The sequence below is a fragment of the Streptomyces chiangmaiensis genome (assembly GCF_036281785.1).
GTDB lineage: Bacteria > Actinomycetota > Actinomycetes > Streptomycetales > Streptomycetaceae > Streptomyces > Streptomyces chiangmaiensis.
In genome coordinates, this window is record NZ_JAYWVC010000055.1 from 23,915 (window position 1) to 41,314 (window position 17,400).

At 69.7% G+C, this 17,400-nt stretch carries 14 protein-coding genes and 1 riboswitch; of the genes, 6 read left to right on the forward strand and 8 right to left on the reverse strand.

Annotated features, from left to right (window positions below; all coding sequences use genetic code 11):
- Positions 1-19 precede the first annotated feature (19 nt).
- On the forward strand, positions 20-1,081 hold the full coding sequence (locus VXC91_RS18210; RefSeq protein ID WP_329508317.1) for an ABC transporter substrate-binding protein: 1,062 nt from the start codon (positions 20-22) through the stop codon (positions 1,079-1,081).
- A gap of 16 nt (positions 1,082-1,097) precedes the next feature.
- On the opposite strand, the gene VXC91_RS18215 is transcribed toward VXC91_RS18210, so the two are convergent.
- The 4 genes from VXC91_RS18215 to VXC91_RS18230 all read right to left on the reverse strand — a co-directional run bounded on the left by VXC91_RS18215 (position 1,098) and on the right by VXC91_RS18230 (position 6,011).
- A complete protein-coding gene (locus tag VXC91_RS18215; RefSeq protein ID WP_329508318.1) occupies positions 1,098-1,787 on the reverse strand; it encodes a response regulator in 690 nt (229 codons plus the stop codon).
- Positions 1,784-3,517, reverse strand: coding sequence for a sensor histidine kinase (locus tag VXC91_RS18220; RefSeq protein WP_329508319.1), 1,734 nt, complete (start codon positions 3,515-3,517; stop codon positions 1,784-1,786). Before VXC91_RS18220 ends, VXC91_RS18215 begins: the two co-directional genes overlap by 4 nt.
- A 112-nt stretch (positions 3,518-3,629) precedes the next feature.
- Positions 3,630-4,580, reverse strand: coding sequence for a sucrase ferredoxin (locus tag VXC91_RS18225; protein ID WP_329508320.1), 951 nt, complete (start codon positions 4,578-4,580; stop codon positions 3,630-3,632).
- Between the two features lie 174 nt (positions 4,581-4,754).
- Complete coding sequence (locus tag VXC91_RS18230) at positions 4,755-6,011, reverse strand: citrate synthase (RefSeq protein WP_329508321.1); 1,257 nt, start codon at positions 6,009-6,011, stop codon at positions 4,755-4,757.
- 96 nt (positions 6,012-6,107) lie between these two features.
- On the opposite strand from VXC91_RS18230, the gene VXC91_RS18235 reads away from it, so the two are divergent.
- Complete coding sequence (locus VXC91_RS18235) at positions 6,108-7,274, forward strand: citrate synthase (RefSeq protein WP_329508322.1); 1,167 nt, start codon at positions 6,108-6,110, stop codon at positions 7,272-7,274.
- 12 nt (positions 7,275-7,286) lie between these two features.
- Here VXC91_RS18235 and VXC91_RS18240 read toward each other — a convergent pair whose 3' ends face one another.
- From VXC91_RS18240 to VXC91_RS18250, 3 genes are all read right to left on the reverse strand, one after another.
- Positions 7,287-7,985, reverse strand: a complete 699-nt coding sequence (locus VXC91_RS18240; protein WP_329508323.1) for a DUF6082 family protein — start codon at positions 7,983-7,985, stop codon at positions 7,287-7,289.
- Between the two features lie 150 nt (positions 7,986-8,135).
- The gene (locus VXC91_RS18245) at positions 8,136-8,372 is read right to left on the reverse strand and encodes a hypothetical protein (RefSeq protein WP_329508324.1); all 237 of its coding nucleotides are present in this window, start codon (positions 8,370-8,372) and stop codon (positions 8,136-8,138) included.
- 266 nt (positions 8,373-8,638) lie between these two features.
- Positions 8,639-9,160 carry a DUF6082 family protein gene (locus VXC91_RS18250; RefSeq protein WP_329508325.1) on the reverse strand — a complete coding sequence of 174 codons (522 nt, stop codon included), beginning with the start codon at positions 9,158-9,160 and terminating at the stop codon, positions 8,639-8,641.
- A gap of 369 nt (positions 9,161-9,529) precedes the next feature.
- Here VXC91_RS18250 and VXC91_RS18255 point away from each other — a divergent pair, with 369 nt between their 5' ends.
- Positions 9,530-10,603 carry a CobW family GTP-binding protein gene (locus tag VXC91_RS18255; protein ID WP_329508326.1) on the forward strand — a complete coding sequence of 358 codons (1,074 nt, stop codon included), beginning with the start codon at positions 9,530-9,532 and terminating at the stop codon, positions 10,601-10,603.
- Between the two features lies 1 nt (position 10,604).
- Here the strand turns inward: VXC91_RS18255 and VXC91_RS18260 are convergent, their stop codons facing one another.
- Complete coding sequence (locus tag VXC91_RS18260; RefSeq protein WP_329508327.1) at positions 10,605-13,061, reverse strand: DNA gyrase/topoisomerase IV subunit A; 2,457 nt, start codon at positions 13,059-13,061, stop codon at positions 10,605-10,607.
- Between the two features lie 329 nt (positions 13,062-13,390).
- Here VXC91_RS18260 and VXC91_RS18265 point away from each other — a divergent pair, with 329 nt between their 5' ends.
- From VXC91_RS18265 to VXC91_RS18275, 3 genes are all read left to right on the forward strand, one after another.
- Positions 13,391-14,743 carry a M16 family metallopeptidase gene (locus VXC91_RS18265; protein ID WP_329508328.1) on the forward strand — a complete coding sequence of 451 codons (1,353 nt, stop codon included), beginning with the start codon at positions 13,391-13,393 and terminating at the stop codon, positions 14,741-14,743.
- Positions 14,740-16,128 carry a M16 family metallopeptidase gene (locus VXC91_RS18270; RefSeq protein ID WP_329508329.1) on the forward strand — a complete coding sequence of 463 codons (1,389 nt, stop codon included), beginning with the start codon at positions 14,740-14,742 and terminating at the stop codon, positions 16,126-16,128. Before VXC91_RS18265 ends, VXC91_RS18270 begins: the two co-directional genes overlap by 4 nt.
- 262 nt (positions 16,129-16,390) lie before the next feature.
- A riboswitch (cyclic di-AMP (ydaO/yuaA leader) is annotated at positions 16,391-16,570 on the forward strand.
- Between the two features lie 12 nt (positions 16,571-16,582).
- Positions 16,583-17,335 (forward strand): M23 family metallopeptidase, encoded by a 753-nt coding sequence (locus tag VXC91_RS18275; protein WP_329508330.1) that lies wholly within the window; start codon positions 16,583-16,585, stop codon positions 17,333-17,335.
- Positions 17,336-17,400 lie beyond the last annotated feature (65 nt).

Sequence of the window (17,400 nt, forward strand, 5' to 3'; positions counted from 1 at the left end):
CACAAGGACGTGAACCGTCATGCGCAAGTCCGCCAGAATCGCCTGCCTCGCCGCGGCCGGTCTGCTCGCCGCCACCTCGCTCACCGCCTGCGCCAATGACGCGGCGTCCACCGCCGCGTCCGGATCCGGCGGCAAGGGCGACGGCAAGGGCGAGAAGGTCAAGATCATGGTCGGTGGCCTGGACAAGGTCATCTACATGCCCGCGATGCTCACCCAGCGGCTCGGCTACTTCGACGCCGAGGGCCTCGACGTGGAACTGCTGAGCGAGCCCGCCGGTGTGCAGGCCGAGACCGCACTGGTCTCCGGGCAGGTCCAGGGTGCCGTCGGCTTCTACGACCACACCCTCGATCTGCAGACCAAGGGCAAGCACGTCGAGTCCGTGGTGCAGTTCTCGCACGCACCCGGTGAGGTCGAGATCGTTTCCGCCAAGGCCTCGAAGGACATCACGTCGCCCAAGGACTTCAAGGGTAAGAAGCTCGGAGTCACCGGCCTCGGCTCCTCGACGGACTTCCTCACCAAGTACCTCGCGGTCAAGAGCGGGGTACAGACGAGCGAGTTCAGCCCGGTCGCCGTCGGCGCAGGACCCACCTTCGTCTCCGCCCTCCAGAAGGGCTCCATCGACGCCGGAATGACCACCGATCCGACCGTCGCCACCGTGCTCCAGAAGAAGCTCGGCACGGTGCTCGTCGACATGCGGACCCCACAGGGGTCGCAGGAGGCGCTGGGCGGCCCGTACCCGTCGTCCAGTCTCTACATGCAGACGGAGTGGGTCGACGGTCACAAGGCCACCGTCCAGAAGCTGGTCAACGCCTTCGTCAAGACCTTGAAGTGGATGTCCACGCACTCCGCCGACGAGATCGCCGCAAAGATGCCGGCCGACTACTCGCAGGGCGACAAGACGCTCTATGCGAACGCCATCAAGAGCACGCTCCCGATGTTCACCAAGGACGGCGTGATGCCGGAGAACGGACCCGAGACGGTCGAGAAGGTCCTCAAGGCGTTCAACCCCAATATCAAGAACGCCACCATCGATCTCGACAAGACGTACACCACGGAGTTCGTGGAGAAGGCAGCGGGCTGAGCCGACCGGCACCGCCTCAGGCGTGGGCCGCCCAGACGTAGCGATGCTCCGGGCGGCCCGCGTCGCCGTATTTGAGGGTCAACGTGGCCCTTCCCGTGCGCTCCAGCAATTTCAGATAGCGCTGGGCGGTCTGCCGGCTCAGTCCGGTCCGCTCGGCGATCTCCTGGGCGGACAGCGGTCCTTTGGCGTTCACCAGGGCACGCCCCACGAGATCCGCGGTGGTGGGGGAGTGCCCTTTGGGCAGCCCCGGTTCCGTGGCCGCCGACATGGCGCCGAAGATCCGGTCGACCTCCGCCTGTTCCGCCCGACCGCCGCCGTCGAGCGTGCGGCGCAGTTCGGCGTACGCCTCCAGCCTGGTGCGCAGCCCCGCGAAGGCGAACGGCTTGACCAGGTACTGGAGTGCGCCCTGTCGCATCGCCGCCTGCACCGTGCGGACGTCCCGCGCGGCCGTCACCATGATCACGTCCGTCTCGTGACTGCGCCGCCGCATCTCCCGGACGACATCGAGCCCTGTGGCGTCAGGAAGGTAGTGATCCAGCAACATCAGGTCGGGGCGCGGCGCAGTCCCCAACAGGTGCAGGGCGCTCGCCGCGTTGTGCGCCTGGCCCGTCACTCGGAAGCCGGGGACCTTGTCGACGTAGGCGGCGTTGACGCGGGCGACCCGGGCGTCGTCGTCCACGACCAGTACCTCGATGGGCCGGGTCATCGCGTCTCCTCTCCGGGGAAGTGAACGGGCGTCTGCGGGAGCAGGTTCTCTTCTGCCGGTGCTTCCTGGGCGGGGACGCGGTGCCGGGGGTCCTTGGAGGGCGGCTCCGGTGTCCGGCCGGGCGCTTCGAGCGCGTCGGGCAGCACGACGGTGAACTCCGCGCCCCCGCCGTGGGCTTCGCCCACCCGAGCGCTGCCTCCATGGCGTTCGGCGAGACGGCGCACCAGGGAGAGGCCGATACCGCGTTTGCCGTGGGACGGCGGCTGCTTGGTGGACCATCCGTCAGTGAAGATCAACTCCCGGCGTTCGGCGGGGATTCCGGGTCCCGTGTCCCGGACCCGGAGGACCGCCGTGCGCTCCTCCGCGCGCAGTTCGACCTCCACGCGCGCGTGCCGGGTGCCGGCCACGGCGTCAAGCGCGTTGTCGACCAGGTTGCCGACGATCGTGACCAGCCCTCTCGGATCGATCAGCCGGTCGGGCAGCAGCGTCCGGTCCGCGATCCACAGTGCCACGCCGCGCTCCGCGGCGACCGTGGCCTTGCCCACCAGCAAGGCGGCGAGCAGCGGATCGTGGATCCTCTCGGTGACCTGTTCCGCGGTGGTCCTGTGGTCGCCCACCACCTCGTCGACGAACTCCACCGCGTCGTCGTACATCTCCAGTTCGAGCAGTCCCAGGAGCGTGTGCATCCGATTGGCGTGCTCGTGGTCCTGCGCACGCAGGGCGTCGATCAGACCACGGGTGGAGTCCAGTTCCCGGCCCAGCTGTTCGAGCTCGGTGCGGTCGCGCAGGGTGGCGACCGCACCCCCGTCGTCGGTGGGCATGCGGTTGGCGACGAGGACACGCTGACCGCGCACGGTGAGCAGATCGGTGCCGGCGACACGACCGGCGAGGACGTCCGTCGTACGGCCCTCGCCGAGCGCCTCGTCGAGGGACTGCCCGACGACCTCGTCACCGATGCCCAGCAGGCGTTGCGCCTCGTCGTTCACGAGCCGTACCCGGCCCGTCCGGTCCAGGGCGACCACGCCCTCCCTGATGCCGTGCAGCATCGCCTCGCGCTCCGCGAGCAGCGCCGAGATGTCGGAGAAGGCGAGGTCTCGGGTCTGCCGCTGGACCCTGCGCGCGATCAGATACGCGGCGAGGGCACCGATGGCGAGGGCCGCACCCGCGTAGGCGAACAGTCCGGGGATCGCGTGCAGCAGCCTGGCCCGCACGCTGTTGTACTCGATGCCCACGGAGACCGCGCCGATGATCCTGCCCCGTGCGTCGCGCAGCGGCACCTTGCCGCGGGCCGAGCGCCCCAGGGTGCCGCTGTCGATCTGCATGACCTCCTCGCCGGCCAGGGCCTGTCGCGGGTCGGTGGACACGACCCGGCCGATCTGCGTGATGTCCGGGTGCGACCAGCGCACCCCCCTCATGTTCATCACCACGACGTACTCGGCTTTGCTCGCCTTGCGGATGTGTTCCGCCTCCGCCTGCACAGGTCCTTGCGGGGACGGCAGCGTCGACTGCAGGTCACGGGCGATCTGCGGCTGGACCGCGGTGGTCTGCGCGATCGCCAGCGCCTGGTGCATCGCCTGGTCGTCGAGCAACCGGCCGAGCGGGGCCAGGAACAGTCCGGTGGCGAGCACGGCGACGCCCGCGGCGATCGCCACCTGCGTCAGCAGGAGCTGCGAGAACATACGCCGCGGCAGACCGAGGCGCAGTCGTCGTGCAGGGGGAGAGGGGGTCATGCGTAGACGGTACGGGTGCGCGGGCGCGTTGCCTCCGCAGATGTGGCACGGATCTCCCGAGGGGCGTGCGCGAGGGCTGTGAGGGTCGACCGTTGCCGTGGAGGGCGGGAGTTCAGCAGTGCGCGGGGTCGCCGACCACCGTGGTGAGCAACTCGCGTACCGACACGACGTCCATCCGGGCCGGTGAGCCGAGCGGGCTGCCGCAGCTGTCGGGGCGTGGGGGCAGGGACGCCCCCTGCGCGACCAGGACGCGCCACAGCCGGCCGTCGGTATGGGCGACGGTGACCTCCCAGCGGGGCGCGGTCCCGTCCGTGCGGACGACGGTCAGCGCGTCCGCCGCGTACTCGTGGGCCGCAGTGCGAACGGCGAGTTCCGCCGCCTGTGCGGGTCGTTCCCAGGCGGAGCTGCCACGGCATCCCTCCACCACGACCCGTCCGTCACGCACTCCTTGGAGGATCTCCTTGACGTGCGGGGCCTGGGCACGTCCGTACGCGTATCCGAACGGAAGCACGAGCAGCGTGGGTGAGAAGCGATGGCCACCCAGATGAGTGACCTCCCAGACCCCCTCGACTCCGGAGCTGGTCAGCTCGGTCGCCAATGGGCGGCCGAGGAGGGCGCAGCAACGGTCCCGCTTGCCGTTGGTGCAGACGAACGCGAGCGGATCGCCTGTATGGGGTTCGGCCCGGAAGACCGAGTCGAAGGTGCCGGAGTCCCCGCGGCCGAGCGCGGTGAAGTCCAGGTCGAGCAGCCGCTCCGGCTCGGAGGTCGTGGCGGTGCGCAGCCACACGTTGCCCGGAAGGGTGTGGGCGGCATAGATCTGCCGTGCGGCGGGCGTGCCGCAGTCGGCGTGCCGGCCGGGGCGGCGGATGAGCGCGATCCGCACACCTGTGCCCTCCGCGGCCGCCTCGAGGGCGCGGCCGAGCTGGGGATCCAGGTGGCTCGATGTGAGCGCTTTGGGACCCCAGGGGCCGGGCTGTTCCAGGAGCAGCCATGTCCTCGCGGTCGCCGCGGTTCCTGCGAGAGGCTCGTCGAGGTCCCGTGATGCAGTCGTGCACGTACTCACAGAGGTGAGCCTAACCTGACTTCGGCGGCGATGACTTCCAGCCCCGCGAACAGGGGCGCATTCGAGGCGCATCGGGGGTGCGCCGTAGGCACGCGAAGCGCACAGGGGAGCGGGCCGGATGCGGCCGCGCACCGGCTCACCCGGTGCGCGGTTGCGGTCGTGGGCGCGCTCCGTTCACCGGGGGAGCGGCTGTGGCGGTCGCGCCCCCGCATAGCGCCCGCTCGGGCGCATGCGCAGCGGACGTTCTTCGTACTCCTCCAGGGTGTGGGCGATCCAGCCCGCCGTGCGGGCCACGGCGAAGACCGTCTCCGCCGCCGTGGTCTTCATGCCGGAGGCAACCGTGAGGACGGCCAGGGCCAGGTCGACATTGGCGTGCAGCGGAGCGTGGCGGGCCGTGGTGGAGACGATGTCCCGCGCGGCCGCCAGGGCCGGTGCCGCGGCAGGCAGCTCCTCCAGGACGGAGAACAGCGCACGCGCGCGGGGGTCCTCGCCCGGATACAGCCGATGTCCGAGCCCGGGGATCGTGCGCCCCGCACGGAGTTCGTCGGCGACCACGGGGGCCGCGGTGCCCCGGTCCAGGACGTCGAGGAGCATCCGGTGCGCCAGGCCGCCGGCCGCACCGTGCAGGGGGCCCTCCAGGACACCGAGGCCCGCGGAGACGGCGGCGTACGCGTGAGCGCGGGCGGACGCGGCGACGCGGACCGCGAGGGTGGAGGCGGCCAGGTCGTGGTCGACGAGAAGCCCGAGTGCGGTGTCCAGCGCGCGTACTGACGTCTCGTCGGGGTCGCGTCCGGTGAGCCGACCCCACAGGCGCCGCGCCAGCGGGCCCTCGTCGCGGTGGTCGGGCCGCAGTGGCGGGAGGGCGGCGACCAGCGTGGGGATGAGGGTGCGGGCGGCGCCGAGGACGGCCTGCGGCGACAGATCGAAGCGCAGCGGGTCCGCGGTGGCCGCGGCGATCGCCGCCACCCTCAGCCGGTCGGTGGGGCCGGTGTGCTCGGGCAGCGCGGCCACCGCTCGGCGTGCGACGGTGACGGCGGCCTCCGGGGCGGTGAAGGTGATTCCGGGCTGCAGCCGTCCGGTCCACAGCCACTCGGCGATCTCCTCGTAGGAGTGCCGGTCGGCCAGCTCGGTGGCGTCGACGCCCCGGTAGAAGTACCGGTCCTTCTCGATGAGGGTGATGGACGTGCGGACCGAGAGTTCGCCGGCGGCGGGTGAACCTCCGGCCGGCTCACGCCTGTTGCGCCGCGCGAGGGCCGCCACCTCCTGGGCGTCGAAGGTGCTGCCCCGGCCGCCGGGCTCCCGCCTGCTGCTGAGCTGGCCACGGCTCACATAGGCGTACACGGTCTCCGGTTTCACCCCGAGGAGTTCGGCCGCCTCCCTGGTGGTGATCCGAGTGCCGTCGTGTCCGCGAGTTGTGCCCTGATCCCTCATGGCCGTCACCGTACCCATGGATCACACATTGATTTAATCAATATTGACAGAGATTGAGTCAAGCATGGACAGTCGAGTCAATTCCAAGGAGGACACATGTCGATCAGCAGGGCCGCATCCACCCCCGTGGAGGTGCCGCGCGGGCTCGCGGGTGTCGTGGTCACCGACACCGAACTGGGTGACGTCCGGGGGCTCGAGGGCTTCTACCACTACCGGGAGTACTCGGCCGTCGAACTCGCGCTGACCCGCGGCTTCGAGGACGTCTGGCACCTGATGGTCCACGGCGCGCTGCCGGACCCGGCGCAGCGGTCCGCGTTCGCCGCCAGGACCGCCGCCCTGCGCCGCCTTCCCGACGACGTCCGGGCCGCGCTTCCCGCGGTGGCGGCCGCGAGCGGCCGGTCCGGCCCGCTGTCGGGTCTGCGTACGGCGCTCTCCCTGCTCGGCGCCTCGAAGGGGTTCCGGCCGGTGTACGACATCGATGCGGACCGGCGCCGCGAGGACACTCTGGCGGCGGCGGCAGTCGTGCCCACGCTGTTGACGGCGCTGTACCGGCTGGGCCGGGGGCTGCGGCCGGTCGAACCGCGGGAGGGCCTGCCGTACGCGGCCAACTACCTCTACATGCTCACCGGTTCGGAGCCCGACGAGGCGCATGCGCGCGCGATCGAGCAGTACTTGATCTCAACCATTGACCATGGATTCAATGCGTCAACATTCACGGCGAGGGTGATCACCTCGACGGGTGCGGATGTCGCGGCAGCCCTGGTCGGGGCAGTCGGCGCGCTGTCCGGACCGCTCCACGGTGGAGCGCCGAGCCGGGCCCTGGACACCCTCGATGCGATCGGCACGCCGGACCGCGTCGACGCCTGGATCCGTGCGCGCGTCCTTGCCGGCGAGCGCATCATGGGCTTCGGCCACCCGGTCTACCGCACGGAGGACCCGCGCTCGAGGATGCTGCGGGGTATTGCGCAGCGGTTCGGCGGCGGGCTGGTGGACCTCGCGATCGAGGTCGAGCGCCGCGTGGAGGCGATCCTGGCCGAACTGAAGCCCGGCCGCGAACTGCACACGAACGTGGAGTTCTACGCCGGGGTCGTCATGGAACTCTGCGGTGTCCCGCGCGAGATGTTCACACCGACCTTCGCGACGGCCCGAGTGGTCGGCTGGAGCGCCAACATCCTGGAACAGGCGCAGGACCCGAAAATCATCCGCCCGGCGGCCCGGTACGTGGGCCCGGTGCCACCGGTCGCCGTGCCGACGGTCAACTGACGCCGTCGACCGCTACGACGTTGAGGCTGTGCTGTCGCTTTGATGGTCGTTCATCGCTCGCTCAAAGATTCTGAAGAATCGCCCTTCTGTGCTCTCGGGAGGCAGTGATGCCTTCGCCTCACGCGAGACGTTCCAGTAGCGGCGGAACACAGAGCTCTGGGTGATCCTCCGTGCGTGAGCGAGCAGCTCGCTTTCCGTCAGCCCTCCCCACTCATAGAGAAGCAAGTACTGGCCCCAGGTTAGGTTGGCAAAGAGGAACTGCCGTACCTCTGAGTGAGGGCGACCCGGGTAGGCGTTCCAGACCTCGGCCAGTGCTGGATCGGCCATCTGCATCTCTGTGAGTCGCACGTGAAGACTTCGCAGATCTGCTGCCGCGCTCCGTCGTAGTTCGTCCCGGGACGCCACCAGCTCCTCACGCTGAAGGGCCAGCTCCTGGCGCTGCAAACGTAGTTCCCGCTGCTGGAAGATGAGTGTCGTGACGAGGAGAAGCAGGGCCACCCCTGAGAACACCGCGCTAACGGCACCGAAGTAGTCCCCCAGGGCGCTTCTTGCGGCAGCAGTCTGCCGACTCCCGTTTGTTCGCTCCACACCGTCTATCAACCAGCCGCTGGCGACGATGGAGAGTGCACCGACCAGTGCGATTCCAGTTACCGACGCGATCAGCCACCCTGCGATCCTGCTCGGCGTACGCCACCCGGTATCACGAGCCATTGGCTGCCTCCCGGAGTCCACGGGAGACTTCCCGACCTCAACTATGCGGAAACGGCTTCATCTAGCACTCTCACACCACACACTCAGCACCAGCCCGCCCCGGGCCGAACGCCTGAAGTGACGGCGTCGGGCCCGAGGCGGAGGTTGGCGTTACATGTCGGGGATGTCTGCCTTGGCGCGTACCAAGGTCTCGCGACTGATGACGACGATGCGTTCGTAGTCTGCGCGCGCGGCGTCAGGCGGCAGCTCGCCGTCCAGATCGGCTGTTGCCTCTGTGCCGATCACGGCGTAATTACCATCACTCAATTCGAAGATGTCGGGGCACGTCTGCCCCGTACCGCTGCCGCGCTCCCGGGGGGAAGCGCCGACTCGACGCACGATCTTCAAGTCCGTTCCTATGTCGGTCGAGGGACGGGCCGACACATGCGCCTGTCGTCGCGCGGGCTGGTGACCCCTCTCGCGTCCAGTGCAGCTCATGCTTGGGCCCACGGATGTTCTCTGAGTGGCCGCGGGTCCTTGTGGGGAATGGCAGCCCCTAGCAGCACATGGGAGTACCTGCGAGGGATGTTTACCCGGCGCAGGTTGAGGGTAGAGTATCGGGCCGGTGAGCCGTGCGTCCCAGGGACGCACGGAGTTGATGAAAAGATCCCTCCTCACTCCACCGGTGGTTCCCCCACCACCCACCACTCTTCGAGTTCACCGTCATCCGACTCCTGGTCCAGCCTCTCCATGCTCTCCACCAGATCGTTCATCATCCGGCCGAGCTCGGCTTCTTTCGATGCGGCAGACAGACTCTGTCGGTGATGGCGGGTTGCCGCCCAGTACTCACGGAAGATCTTGTTGCGGCACATCACCCGAAGGTGTCCATACAGTTCGGTGAGGCTCCATGCCCCGATCTGGTGGTAGTAGAGCGCGTTGATGTAGAGCGCGTTCGCGAAGAGGAACTGCCTCTGCTTCTCGGGCGGGATGTCACTCTCGTAAGTGTCGAGGACCGCCGCGAGAGCGGGATCATCCATCGCTTTACAGAGAAGGTCGAAGTGGAGGCGGTGCTGTTCGGTGAGCACAGTGTGCCGGCGATGGGATGGGCTTCGTTCAGTGACCGCGTTGACCAGGGTTGCAAACCTTACCCTGGCGGTGGAGCCAAGCCTCCGTGACCCGGATTTCTGTGTGGTCATGTCAACCCCCGAATCAGGCGACCGTCCGCCGGTCGTCGGGTGCGGTCGACTGGTGGGGACCGGCGAGCGATGGGCGGCGCGCTTGCCGCCTCCCAGGGTGCCGAGCGGCTCTGATCGGCGGGGAGGCGGAGAGGAGGCGCACAGAGGGAAGTGCGGGTCGCGTTTCCCGGCGCCATGCCAAACGTGTGCCCCGCGAGCGCCGCTAACAATCGTTCACTTCGCGGGGTTTCCCCGCACTCGTATCCTGAGTCGGCATTCAATCCTCGTACGAGAGCGGACCCTGTGCCGCGCGAGCCGGTCCATGAGCCGTCCTCGTACGCCGCCGGGACCGCGATCCGGCGCACGCAACGGTGGAAGAAGGGGCACACGTTGAGCCGGCCGACCAGTCCGCAGCAGATCCCGGTCGTCGTCCTCGCCGGATTCCTGGGCTCGGGCAAGACCACGCTGCTCAACCACCTCCTCCACCACAGCGCGGGCAGCCACATCGGTGCCGTCGTCAACGACTTCGGGGACATCGAGATCGATGCCATGGCGGTTGCCGGAGCGCTCGGGGACTCCACCGTCTCCCTCGGCAACGGATGTCTCTGCTGCGCCGTCGACGCCGGCGAACTCGACGTCTACCTCGACCGCCTGGCCCGGCCCTCCGCGGGCATCGACGTCATCGTCATCGAGGCGAGCGGCCTCGCCGAACCGCAGGAACTCGTCCGCATGGTGCTCGCCTGCGATCATCCACGCGTGGTCTACGGCGGGCTTGTCGAGGTCGTCGACGCGGTGGAGTTCGACACCACCCGGGAGAGGCATCCCGAACTCGACCGCCATCTCGCGCTTGCCGATCTTGTCGTCGTCAACAAGACGGACCGGGCCGACGACAGCGATCGGGTCCTGCGGACCGTGCGTTCCCTCACCGAGCGGGCTGCCGTGGTCCCGGCCGCATACGGGCGCATCGACCCCGAGTTCCTCTTCGACTGCCGTCCGGCCGAGGAGCGGGTCGGGCAACTGTCGTTCGACGACCTGCACCGGCATGACGGCGGGAGTCCGCACCACGCCCATCTGCACGCCGGATACGACAGCCTCTCCCTCCGTTCCGACGTGCCCATGAACCCGCGGCGGCTGCTGGAGTTCCTCGACACCAGGCCGGAGGGCCTCTACCGGATCAAGGGATACGTCGACTTCGGCGCCGCCGACCCGCGCAACCGATACGCCGTGCATGCCGTGGGGCGGTTCCTGCGGTTCCGCCCGGAGGTGTGGGAGGCCGGCGCCGAGCGGCTCACCCAGCTCGTGCTCATCGGTTCCGGCATCGACACCACCGCTCTGCGCAAAGAGCTGGAGGCGTGCACGGACGACGCCCCACACGCCGACGAGCACAGCATGTGGGGCGTCCTTCGCTATGTGCGGGACGAGGAGACCGAGGCTCTCGCGAGCCCCGGTGCCCTGGAGGGCTGAATCACATCGGTCCCGCCACCACCGCGATCGTCTTCGCCAGGGACACGCCCGAGCCGTCGCGTCGCGGGTCCAGTTCGGGCAGCTCGGCCGGTGTGCCGTTCTTCTGCGCGGCCCGGGCCGGTGTCGGGCCGGCCCAGGCGAAGGACAGGCAGTCCTCGCCCTTCAGGAACCGCTGGCAGCGCACGCCGCCCGTGGCGCGGCCCTTGCGCGGGTACTGGTCGAACGCCGTCATCTTGGCGGTGGTCTGGACCGAGTCGTCCAGCGTGCCGCGCGAGCCGGCGACCGTGAAGACGACCGCGTCCACCGCCGGGTCCACCGCCGTGAAGGAGATCACCTTGGCGCCGTCCGCCAGCTTGATGCCCGCCATGCCGCCCGCCGGCCGGCCCTGGGGGCGCACCTGGGACGCGGGATAGCGCAGCAACTGGGCGTCGTCCGTGATGAAGACCAGGTCCTCCTCGCCCGTGCGCAGTTCGACCGCGCCGACGATGCGATCGCCCTCCTTGAGCGTGATGACCTCCAACTCCTCCTTGTTGGCCGGGTAGTCGGGGACCACACGCTTGACGACGCCCTGTTCCGTGCCGATCGCAAGGCCCTGGGAGGACTCGTCCAGTGTCGTCAGGCAGACGACCGTCTCGTCCGCCTCCAGGGAGACGAACTCCGAGACCGGAGCGCCCCCGGACAGGCTCGGCCGCGCGGCGGTCTCCGGCAGCTGCGGCAGGTCGATCACGTTCAGCCGCAGCAGCCGTCCGCCGGACGTCACGACGCCCACCTCACCGCGGGCCGTCGCCGGGACCGCGGAGACGATCACGTCGTGCTTCGCGCGCCTGTCCTCGGTGTCCTCCGCGAACGGGTCGCCGTTCGCCGTGCGGGCCAGCAGGCCCGTCGACGACATCAGCACCCGGCACGGGGCGTCCTCGACCTGGAGCGGGACCGTCGGCGCCGGGGCGCCGGAGGACTCCAGCAGCACCGTGCGCCGCTCGGTGCCGAACTTCTTGGCGACCGCGGCCAGTTCGGCGGAGACGAGCTTGCGCAGCTCCGCGTCCGACTCCAGGATCCGGGTCAGCTCCGCGATCTCGGCGTTGAGCCGGTCCTTCTCCGCCTCCAGCTCGATGCGGTCGTACTTGGTGAGGCGGCGCAGCGGGGTGTCGAGGATGTACTGCGTCTGGACCTCGCTCAGTGAGAAGCGCCGCATCAGGCGCTCCTTGGCCTGCGCCGAGTTCTCGCTGGAGCGGATGAGGCGGATGACCTCGTCGATGTCCACCAACGCCGTGAGCAGGCCCTCGACCAGGTGGAGCCGGTCACGCCTCTTGCTGCGGCGGAACTCCGAGCGCCGCCGGACGACGTCGAAGCGATGGTCGAGGTAGACCTCGAGCAGCTCCTTGAGGCCCAGGGTGAGCGGCTGGCCGTCGACCAGCGCGACGTTGTTGATACCGAAGGACTCCTCCATCGGCGTCAGCTTGTAGAGCTGCTCCAGGATCGCCTCCGGCACGAAGCCGTTCTTGATCTCGATCACCAGGCGCAGGCCGTGCTCACGGTCCGTGAGGTCCTTGACGTCGGCGATGCCCTGGACCCTCTTCGAGCCGACCAGGTCCTTGATCTTGGCGATCACCTTCTCCGGGCCGACCGTGAAGGGCAGCTCGGTGACGACCAGGCCCTTGCGGCGCGCCGTCACGGTCTCCACCGACACCGTGGCGCGGATCTTGAACGTGCCGCGGCCCGTCTCGTAGGCGTCCCGGATGCCCGAGAGGCCGACGATCCGGCCGCCGGTGGGCAGGTCGGGTCCCGGGACGTGCCTCATCAGGGTGTCCAGATCCGCGTTCGGGTGGCGGATCAGGTGGCGGGCGGCCGCGATGACCTCGCCGAGGTTGTGCGGCGGCATGTTCGTGGCCATGCCGACCGCGATGCCCGACGCGCCGTTCACCAGGAGGTTCGGGAAGGCGGCCGGCAGGGCCTCGGGCTCCCGCTCCTGGCCGTCGTAGTTGGGGACGAAGTCGACCGTGTCCTCGTCGATCGACTCGGTCATCAGGCCCGTCGCCTCGGCCATACGGCACTCGGTGTACCGCATGGCGGCCGGCGGGTCGTCGTTCCCGAGCGAGCCGAAGTTGCCGTGACCGTCGACCAGGGGCACGCGCATCGAGAAGGGCTGGGCCATGCGCACCAGGGCGTCGTAGATCGACGCGTCACCGTGCGGGTGCAACTTACCCATGACCTCACCGACGACACGGGCGCACTTCACATAGCCGCGGTCGGGGCGTACGCCCATCTCGTTCATCTGGTAGACGATCCGGCGGTGCACCGGCTTGAGGCCGTCGCGCGCGTCCGGCAGGGCCCGGGAGTAGATGACCGAGTACGCGTACTCCAGGAAGGAGCCCTGCATTTCGTCGACGACGTCGATGTCGAGGATCTTCTCCTCGTACGAGTCGTCGGGCGGCGGGGTCTTCGTGCTGCGGCGGGCCATTGCTGCCGGCTCCTTCACAGTCTGTGCTGGGCATGGACGTATCTGACGCGGACCATTGTGGACTGCCGCGGTGACAATGCCGACCAGTACCCGTCCCCAAGGCCCTCGGCGGGGGCGAGGAGGGCCCGGCGACACCGTCGAGGGGCTCCGCGCGCAGCCGCGCCGACCGTGTCAACCGCGCGTTCCGTCCTCCACCCCCCGTAATCGCGGTCTCGCTCTCGGCGTACGCCGCCCGGGAACTTGTCCACTTGCGCGCCCGCTTGCATACAGTGACAGCACAGCAGGAAACCGCGGTTTCCGCGAATGCTTCCGCGAGCGAAGGGACGTACATGCCCATGGGTCACACGGCCACAGCCGAGGCAGGCTCCGGGGGCCTGACAGCAACCGAGCACCACCTGGCCAACGGACTGCGCGTGGTGCTCTCCGAGGACCACCTGACCCCGGTCGCGGCGGTGTGCCTCTGGTACGACGTCGGCTCGCGCCACGAGGTCGCGGGCCGCACCGGTCTCGCCCACCTCTTCGAGCACCTGATGTTCCAGGGCTCCGCCCAGGTCAAGGGCAACGGCCACTTCGAACTGGTGCAGGGCGCCGGCGGCTCGCTGAACGGCACCACCAGCTTCGAGCGCACGAACTACTTCGAGACCATGCCGACCCATCAGCTGGAGCTCGCCCTCTGGCTGGAGGCCGACCGCATGGGCTCGCTGCTCGCCGCGCTCGACGACGAGTCCATGGAGAACCAGCGGGACGTCGTGAAGAACGAGCGCCGCCAGCGCTACGACAACGTCCCCTACGGCACGGCCTTCGAGCGGCTGACCGCGCTCGCCTATCCGGAGGGCCACCCCTACCACCACACGCCGATCGGGTCGATGGCGGACCTGGACGCGGCGACGCTGGAGGACGCACGCGCGTTCTTCCGCACGTACTACGCGCCCAACAATGCGGTCCTCTCGGTCGTCGGCGACATCGACCCCAAGCAGACGCTCGCCTGGATCGAGAAGTATTTCGGGTCCATTGCGTCCCACGAAGGCAAGCCCGAACCGCGCGACGGCTCGCTGCCCGAGATCATCGGCCGGGAGCTGCGCGAGGTCGTCGAGGAGGAGGTTCCGGCGCGCGCCCTGATGGCCGCCTACCGGCTGCCGCAGGACGGCGCGCGTGCGTGCGACGCGGCCGACCTGGCCCTCACCGTTCTCGGCGGCGGCGAGTCCTCCCGCCTCTACAACCGGCTGGTGCGGCGCGACCGCACCGCCGTCGCCGCCGGGTTCGGCCTGCTGCGGCTGGCCGGAGCGCCTTCCATGGGCTGGCTGGATGTGAAGACCTCGGGTGACGTCGAGGTGCCGGTCATCGAGGCGGCCATCGACGAGGAGCTCGCCCGGTTCGCTGAGGAGGGCCCCACCGCCGAGGAAATGGAGCGGGCGCAGGCCCAGTTGGAGCGCGAGTGGCTGGACCGGCTCGGCACGGTCGCCGGCCGCGCCGACGAACTGTGCCGGTTCGCCGTGCTGTTCGGCGACCCGCAGCTCGCCCTGACCGCCGTCCGGCGCGTGCTCGAGGTCACGCCCCAGGAGGTGCAGGAGGTCGCCAAGGCCCGTCTGCGCCCCGACAACCGCGCGGTGCTCGTGTACGAGCCGGCCGAGGCCCCGGAAGCCGCCGAGACCACCGAAGAGAACGAGGAGTCGGCGAAGTGACCGAGCTCGCGACCATGGAGTTCCATCCCCAGCCCCGGCCCGGCGAGGCCAAGCCCTGGGCGTTCCCGGCACCCGAGCGCGGGACGCTCGACAACGGCCTGACCGTGCTGCGCTGCCACCGTCCCGGCCAGCAGGTGGTCGCCGTCGAAGTGCTCCTCGACGCGCCTCTGGACGCCGAGCCGGCCGGCCTCGACGGCGTCGCCACGATCATGGCGCGCGCCTTCTCCGAGGGCACCGACAAGCACTCCGCCGAGGAGTTCGCCGCCGAGCTGGAGCGCTGCGGCGCCACCCTCGACTCGCACGCCGACCACCCCGGCGTCCGACTCTCCCTCGAGGTGCCGGTCTCCCGTCTGTCCAAGGCGCTCGGGCTGCTCGGCGACGCCCTGAGGTCACCGGCGTTCGCGGACAGCGAGGTGGAGCGCCTGGTGCGCAACCGCCTCGACGAGATCCCGCACGAGATGGCCAACCCGGCCCGCCGCGGTGCCAAGGAGCTCTCCAAGGAGCTGTTCCCGGCGTCCTCGCGCATGTCGCGCCCGCGCCAGGGTACCGAGGAGACGGTCGAGAACATCGACTCCACCGCGGTCCGCGCCTTCTACGAGCGCCATGTGCGCCCGGCGACGGCCACCGCCGTCGTGGTCGGCGACCTGACCGGGATCGACCTCGACGCGCTCCTCGGCGAGACGCTCGGCGCCTGGACGGGCGCGCACGCCACACCGCGCCCCGTGCCCCCGGTGACCGCCGACGACACCGGCCGCGTGATCATCGTGGACCGGCCCGGCGCCGTTCAGACGCAGCTGCTGATCGGCCGTATCGGCGCCGACCGCCACGACCGTGTGTGGCCCGCCCAGGTGCTCGGCACGTACTGCCTCGGGGGCACCCTCACCTCCCGCCTGGACCGGGTCCTGCGCGAGGAGAAGGGCTACACCTACGGCGTGCGCGCGTTCGGGCAGGTGCTGCGATCCGCGCCCGACGGCACAGGCGCCGCGATGCTCGCCATCAGCGGCTCCGTCGACACGCCGAACACGGGGCCGGCGCTTAACGATCTCTGGAAGGTGCTGCGTACGCTCGCCGCCGAGGGTCTGACCGACGCCGAGCGCGATGTCGCCGTGCAGAACCTGGTGGGCGTGGCACCGCTCAAGTTCGAGACCGCGGCGGCCGTCGCCAGCTCGCTCGCCGACCAGGTCGAGCAGCACCTTCCGGACGACTACCAGGCGACGCTGTATCAGGCGCTCGCCGCCACGGGCACGGTGGAGGCCACGGCCGCCGTCGTGAACGCGTTCCCCGCGGACCGTCTGGTGACCGTCCTGGTGGGCGACGCCGCGCAGATCAAGGAGCCCGTGACGGCGCTCGGCATCGGCGAAGTGAGCGTGGTGGCAGCCGAGTAGACGGAGGCCCGCGCCCGGGACCACACTCTGTGCGTGCCGGAAGCCGTTGAAGTCCGCACGTGGGCCGAGCGCTTCGGTGAGGGCCCTGGTGATTTCGGTCACCAGGGCCCTGCCTTTTGGGCTCTGTCCGTATTGCCACAGAGACTGCCGCTCTGCCCTGTGGGATGCGCTACAAACCCTCTGATCGGTTTGCCGATTCAACAGGGCCCTCCTTAGCGTCGACCGGGCTGTCCGTCAGGCAGTGCGCCGCACCCGCGGCACCGGACAGCCATCGCCGAGTCCCCGTACGGCGCGAGCCAGGGGAGCCGGGGACCCGCCCTCCTGTCGCCGTCTTCGCGGCCGGAGGAGTTCAATCCCTGGGGTGAATCGGGCGTGAAGCCCGTAGGAGACCTTCCTGCTCCGAACCCGTCAGCTAACCCGGTAGGCGAGAGGGAAGGAAAGGACCAGCCACTTCATGGCGTTCACCTGCGCCACCGGGAAGCACCGTCGTCCGAGCCGTGTGAAGCGCACGACCACGAACGCCGTGGGCGTCACCGCGCTCACCACCACCGGCGTCATCGGTGCACTGGCGGCCCCGGCGTTCGCCGCCGGCACCCCTGGCCAGCAGACCGGACTGATCCGGGCCGTCAGCCTCGGCGACGAGGTCGCCGCGAAGATCGACGCCCAGGCCGCCGCCCAGATGCAGGCCGCCGAGCAGAAGAAGGCCGAGGAGGCCGCCCGCAAGCGGGCCGCGGAGAAGGCTGCTCAGGAGCGGGAGGCCAAGGAGCGTGCCGCCCGCGAGGCCGAGCGCCGGCGCCTGAACGCGTTCGTGGCGCCGATCTTCCACTCCTATGTCTCCACCGGCTACAGGACCGGCGGCTCCCTGTGGTCCACCGGTTCGCACACCGGCATCGACTTCCACGCCGCCAGCGGCACGCCGGTGCACGCGGTCGGCTCCGGCACGGTCGTCGAGACCGGGTGGGGCGGCGCGTACGGCAACCAGATCGTCATCAGGATGAACGACGGCACCTACACGCAGTACGGCCATCTGTCGTCCATCAGAGTCTTCGTGGGGCAGCGGGTCACGCCGGGCCTGCCGATAGCCCTCTCAGGCGCCACCGGCAACGTCACCGGGGCGCACCTCCACTTCGAGGCCCGCACGTCTGCGGAGTACGGCTCGGACATCGACCCCGTCGCCTATCTCCGATCGCATGGCGTGACCGTCTGACGACCTGCCTCCCAGAAGGACACGGGAAACGACGACGGCCCCGGCTCGCGATCCGGGGCCGTCGT

Bases quoted from the DNA above. Each gene is read 5' to 3' on its own strand.
- VXC91_RS18230 (WP_329508321.1), bottom strand. From the start codon at position 6,011: ATGAGGGATCAGGGCACAACTCGCGGACACGACGGCACTCGGATCACC.
- VXC91_RS18235 (WP_329508322.1), top strand. From the start codon at position 6,108: ATGTCGATCAGCAGGGCCGCATCCACCCCCGTGGAGGTGCCGCGCGGG.
- VXC91_RS18265 (WP_329508328.1), top strand. From the start codon at position 13,391: ATGCCCATGGGTCACACGGCCACAGCCGAGGCAGGCTCCGGGGGCCTG.
- VXC91_RS18220 (WP_329508319.1), bottom strand. From the start codon at position 3,517: ATGACCCCCTCTCCCCCTGCACGACGACTGCGCCTCGGTCTGCCGCGG.
- VXC91_RS18210 (WP_329508317.1), top strand. From the start codon at position 20: ATGCGCAAGTCCGCCAGAATCGCCTGCCTCGCCGCGGCCGGTCTGCTC.
- VXC91_RS18250 (WP_329508325.1), bottom strand. From the start codon at position 9,160: ATGACCACACAGAAATCCGGGTCACGGAGGCTTGGCTCCACCGCCAGG.
- VXC91_RS18275 (WP_329508330.1), top strand. From the start codon at position 16,583: ATGGCGTTCACCTGCGCCACCGGGAAGCACCGTCGTCCGAGCCGTGTG.
- VXC91_RS18260 (WP_329508327.1), bottom strand. From the start codon at position 13,061: ATGGCCCGCCGCAGCACGAAGACCCCGCCGCCCGACGACTCGTACGAG.
- VXC91_RS18240 (WP_329508323.1), bottom strand. From the start codon at position 7,985: ATGGCTCGTGATACCGGGTGGCGTACGCCGAGCAGGATCGCAGGGTGG.
- VXC91_RS18215 (WP_329508318.1), bottom strand. From the start codon at position 1,787: ATGACCCGGCCCATCGAGGTACTGGTCGTGGACGACGACGCCCGGGTC.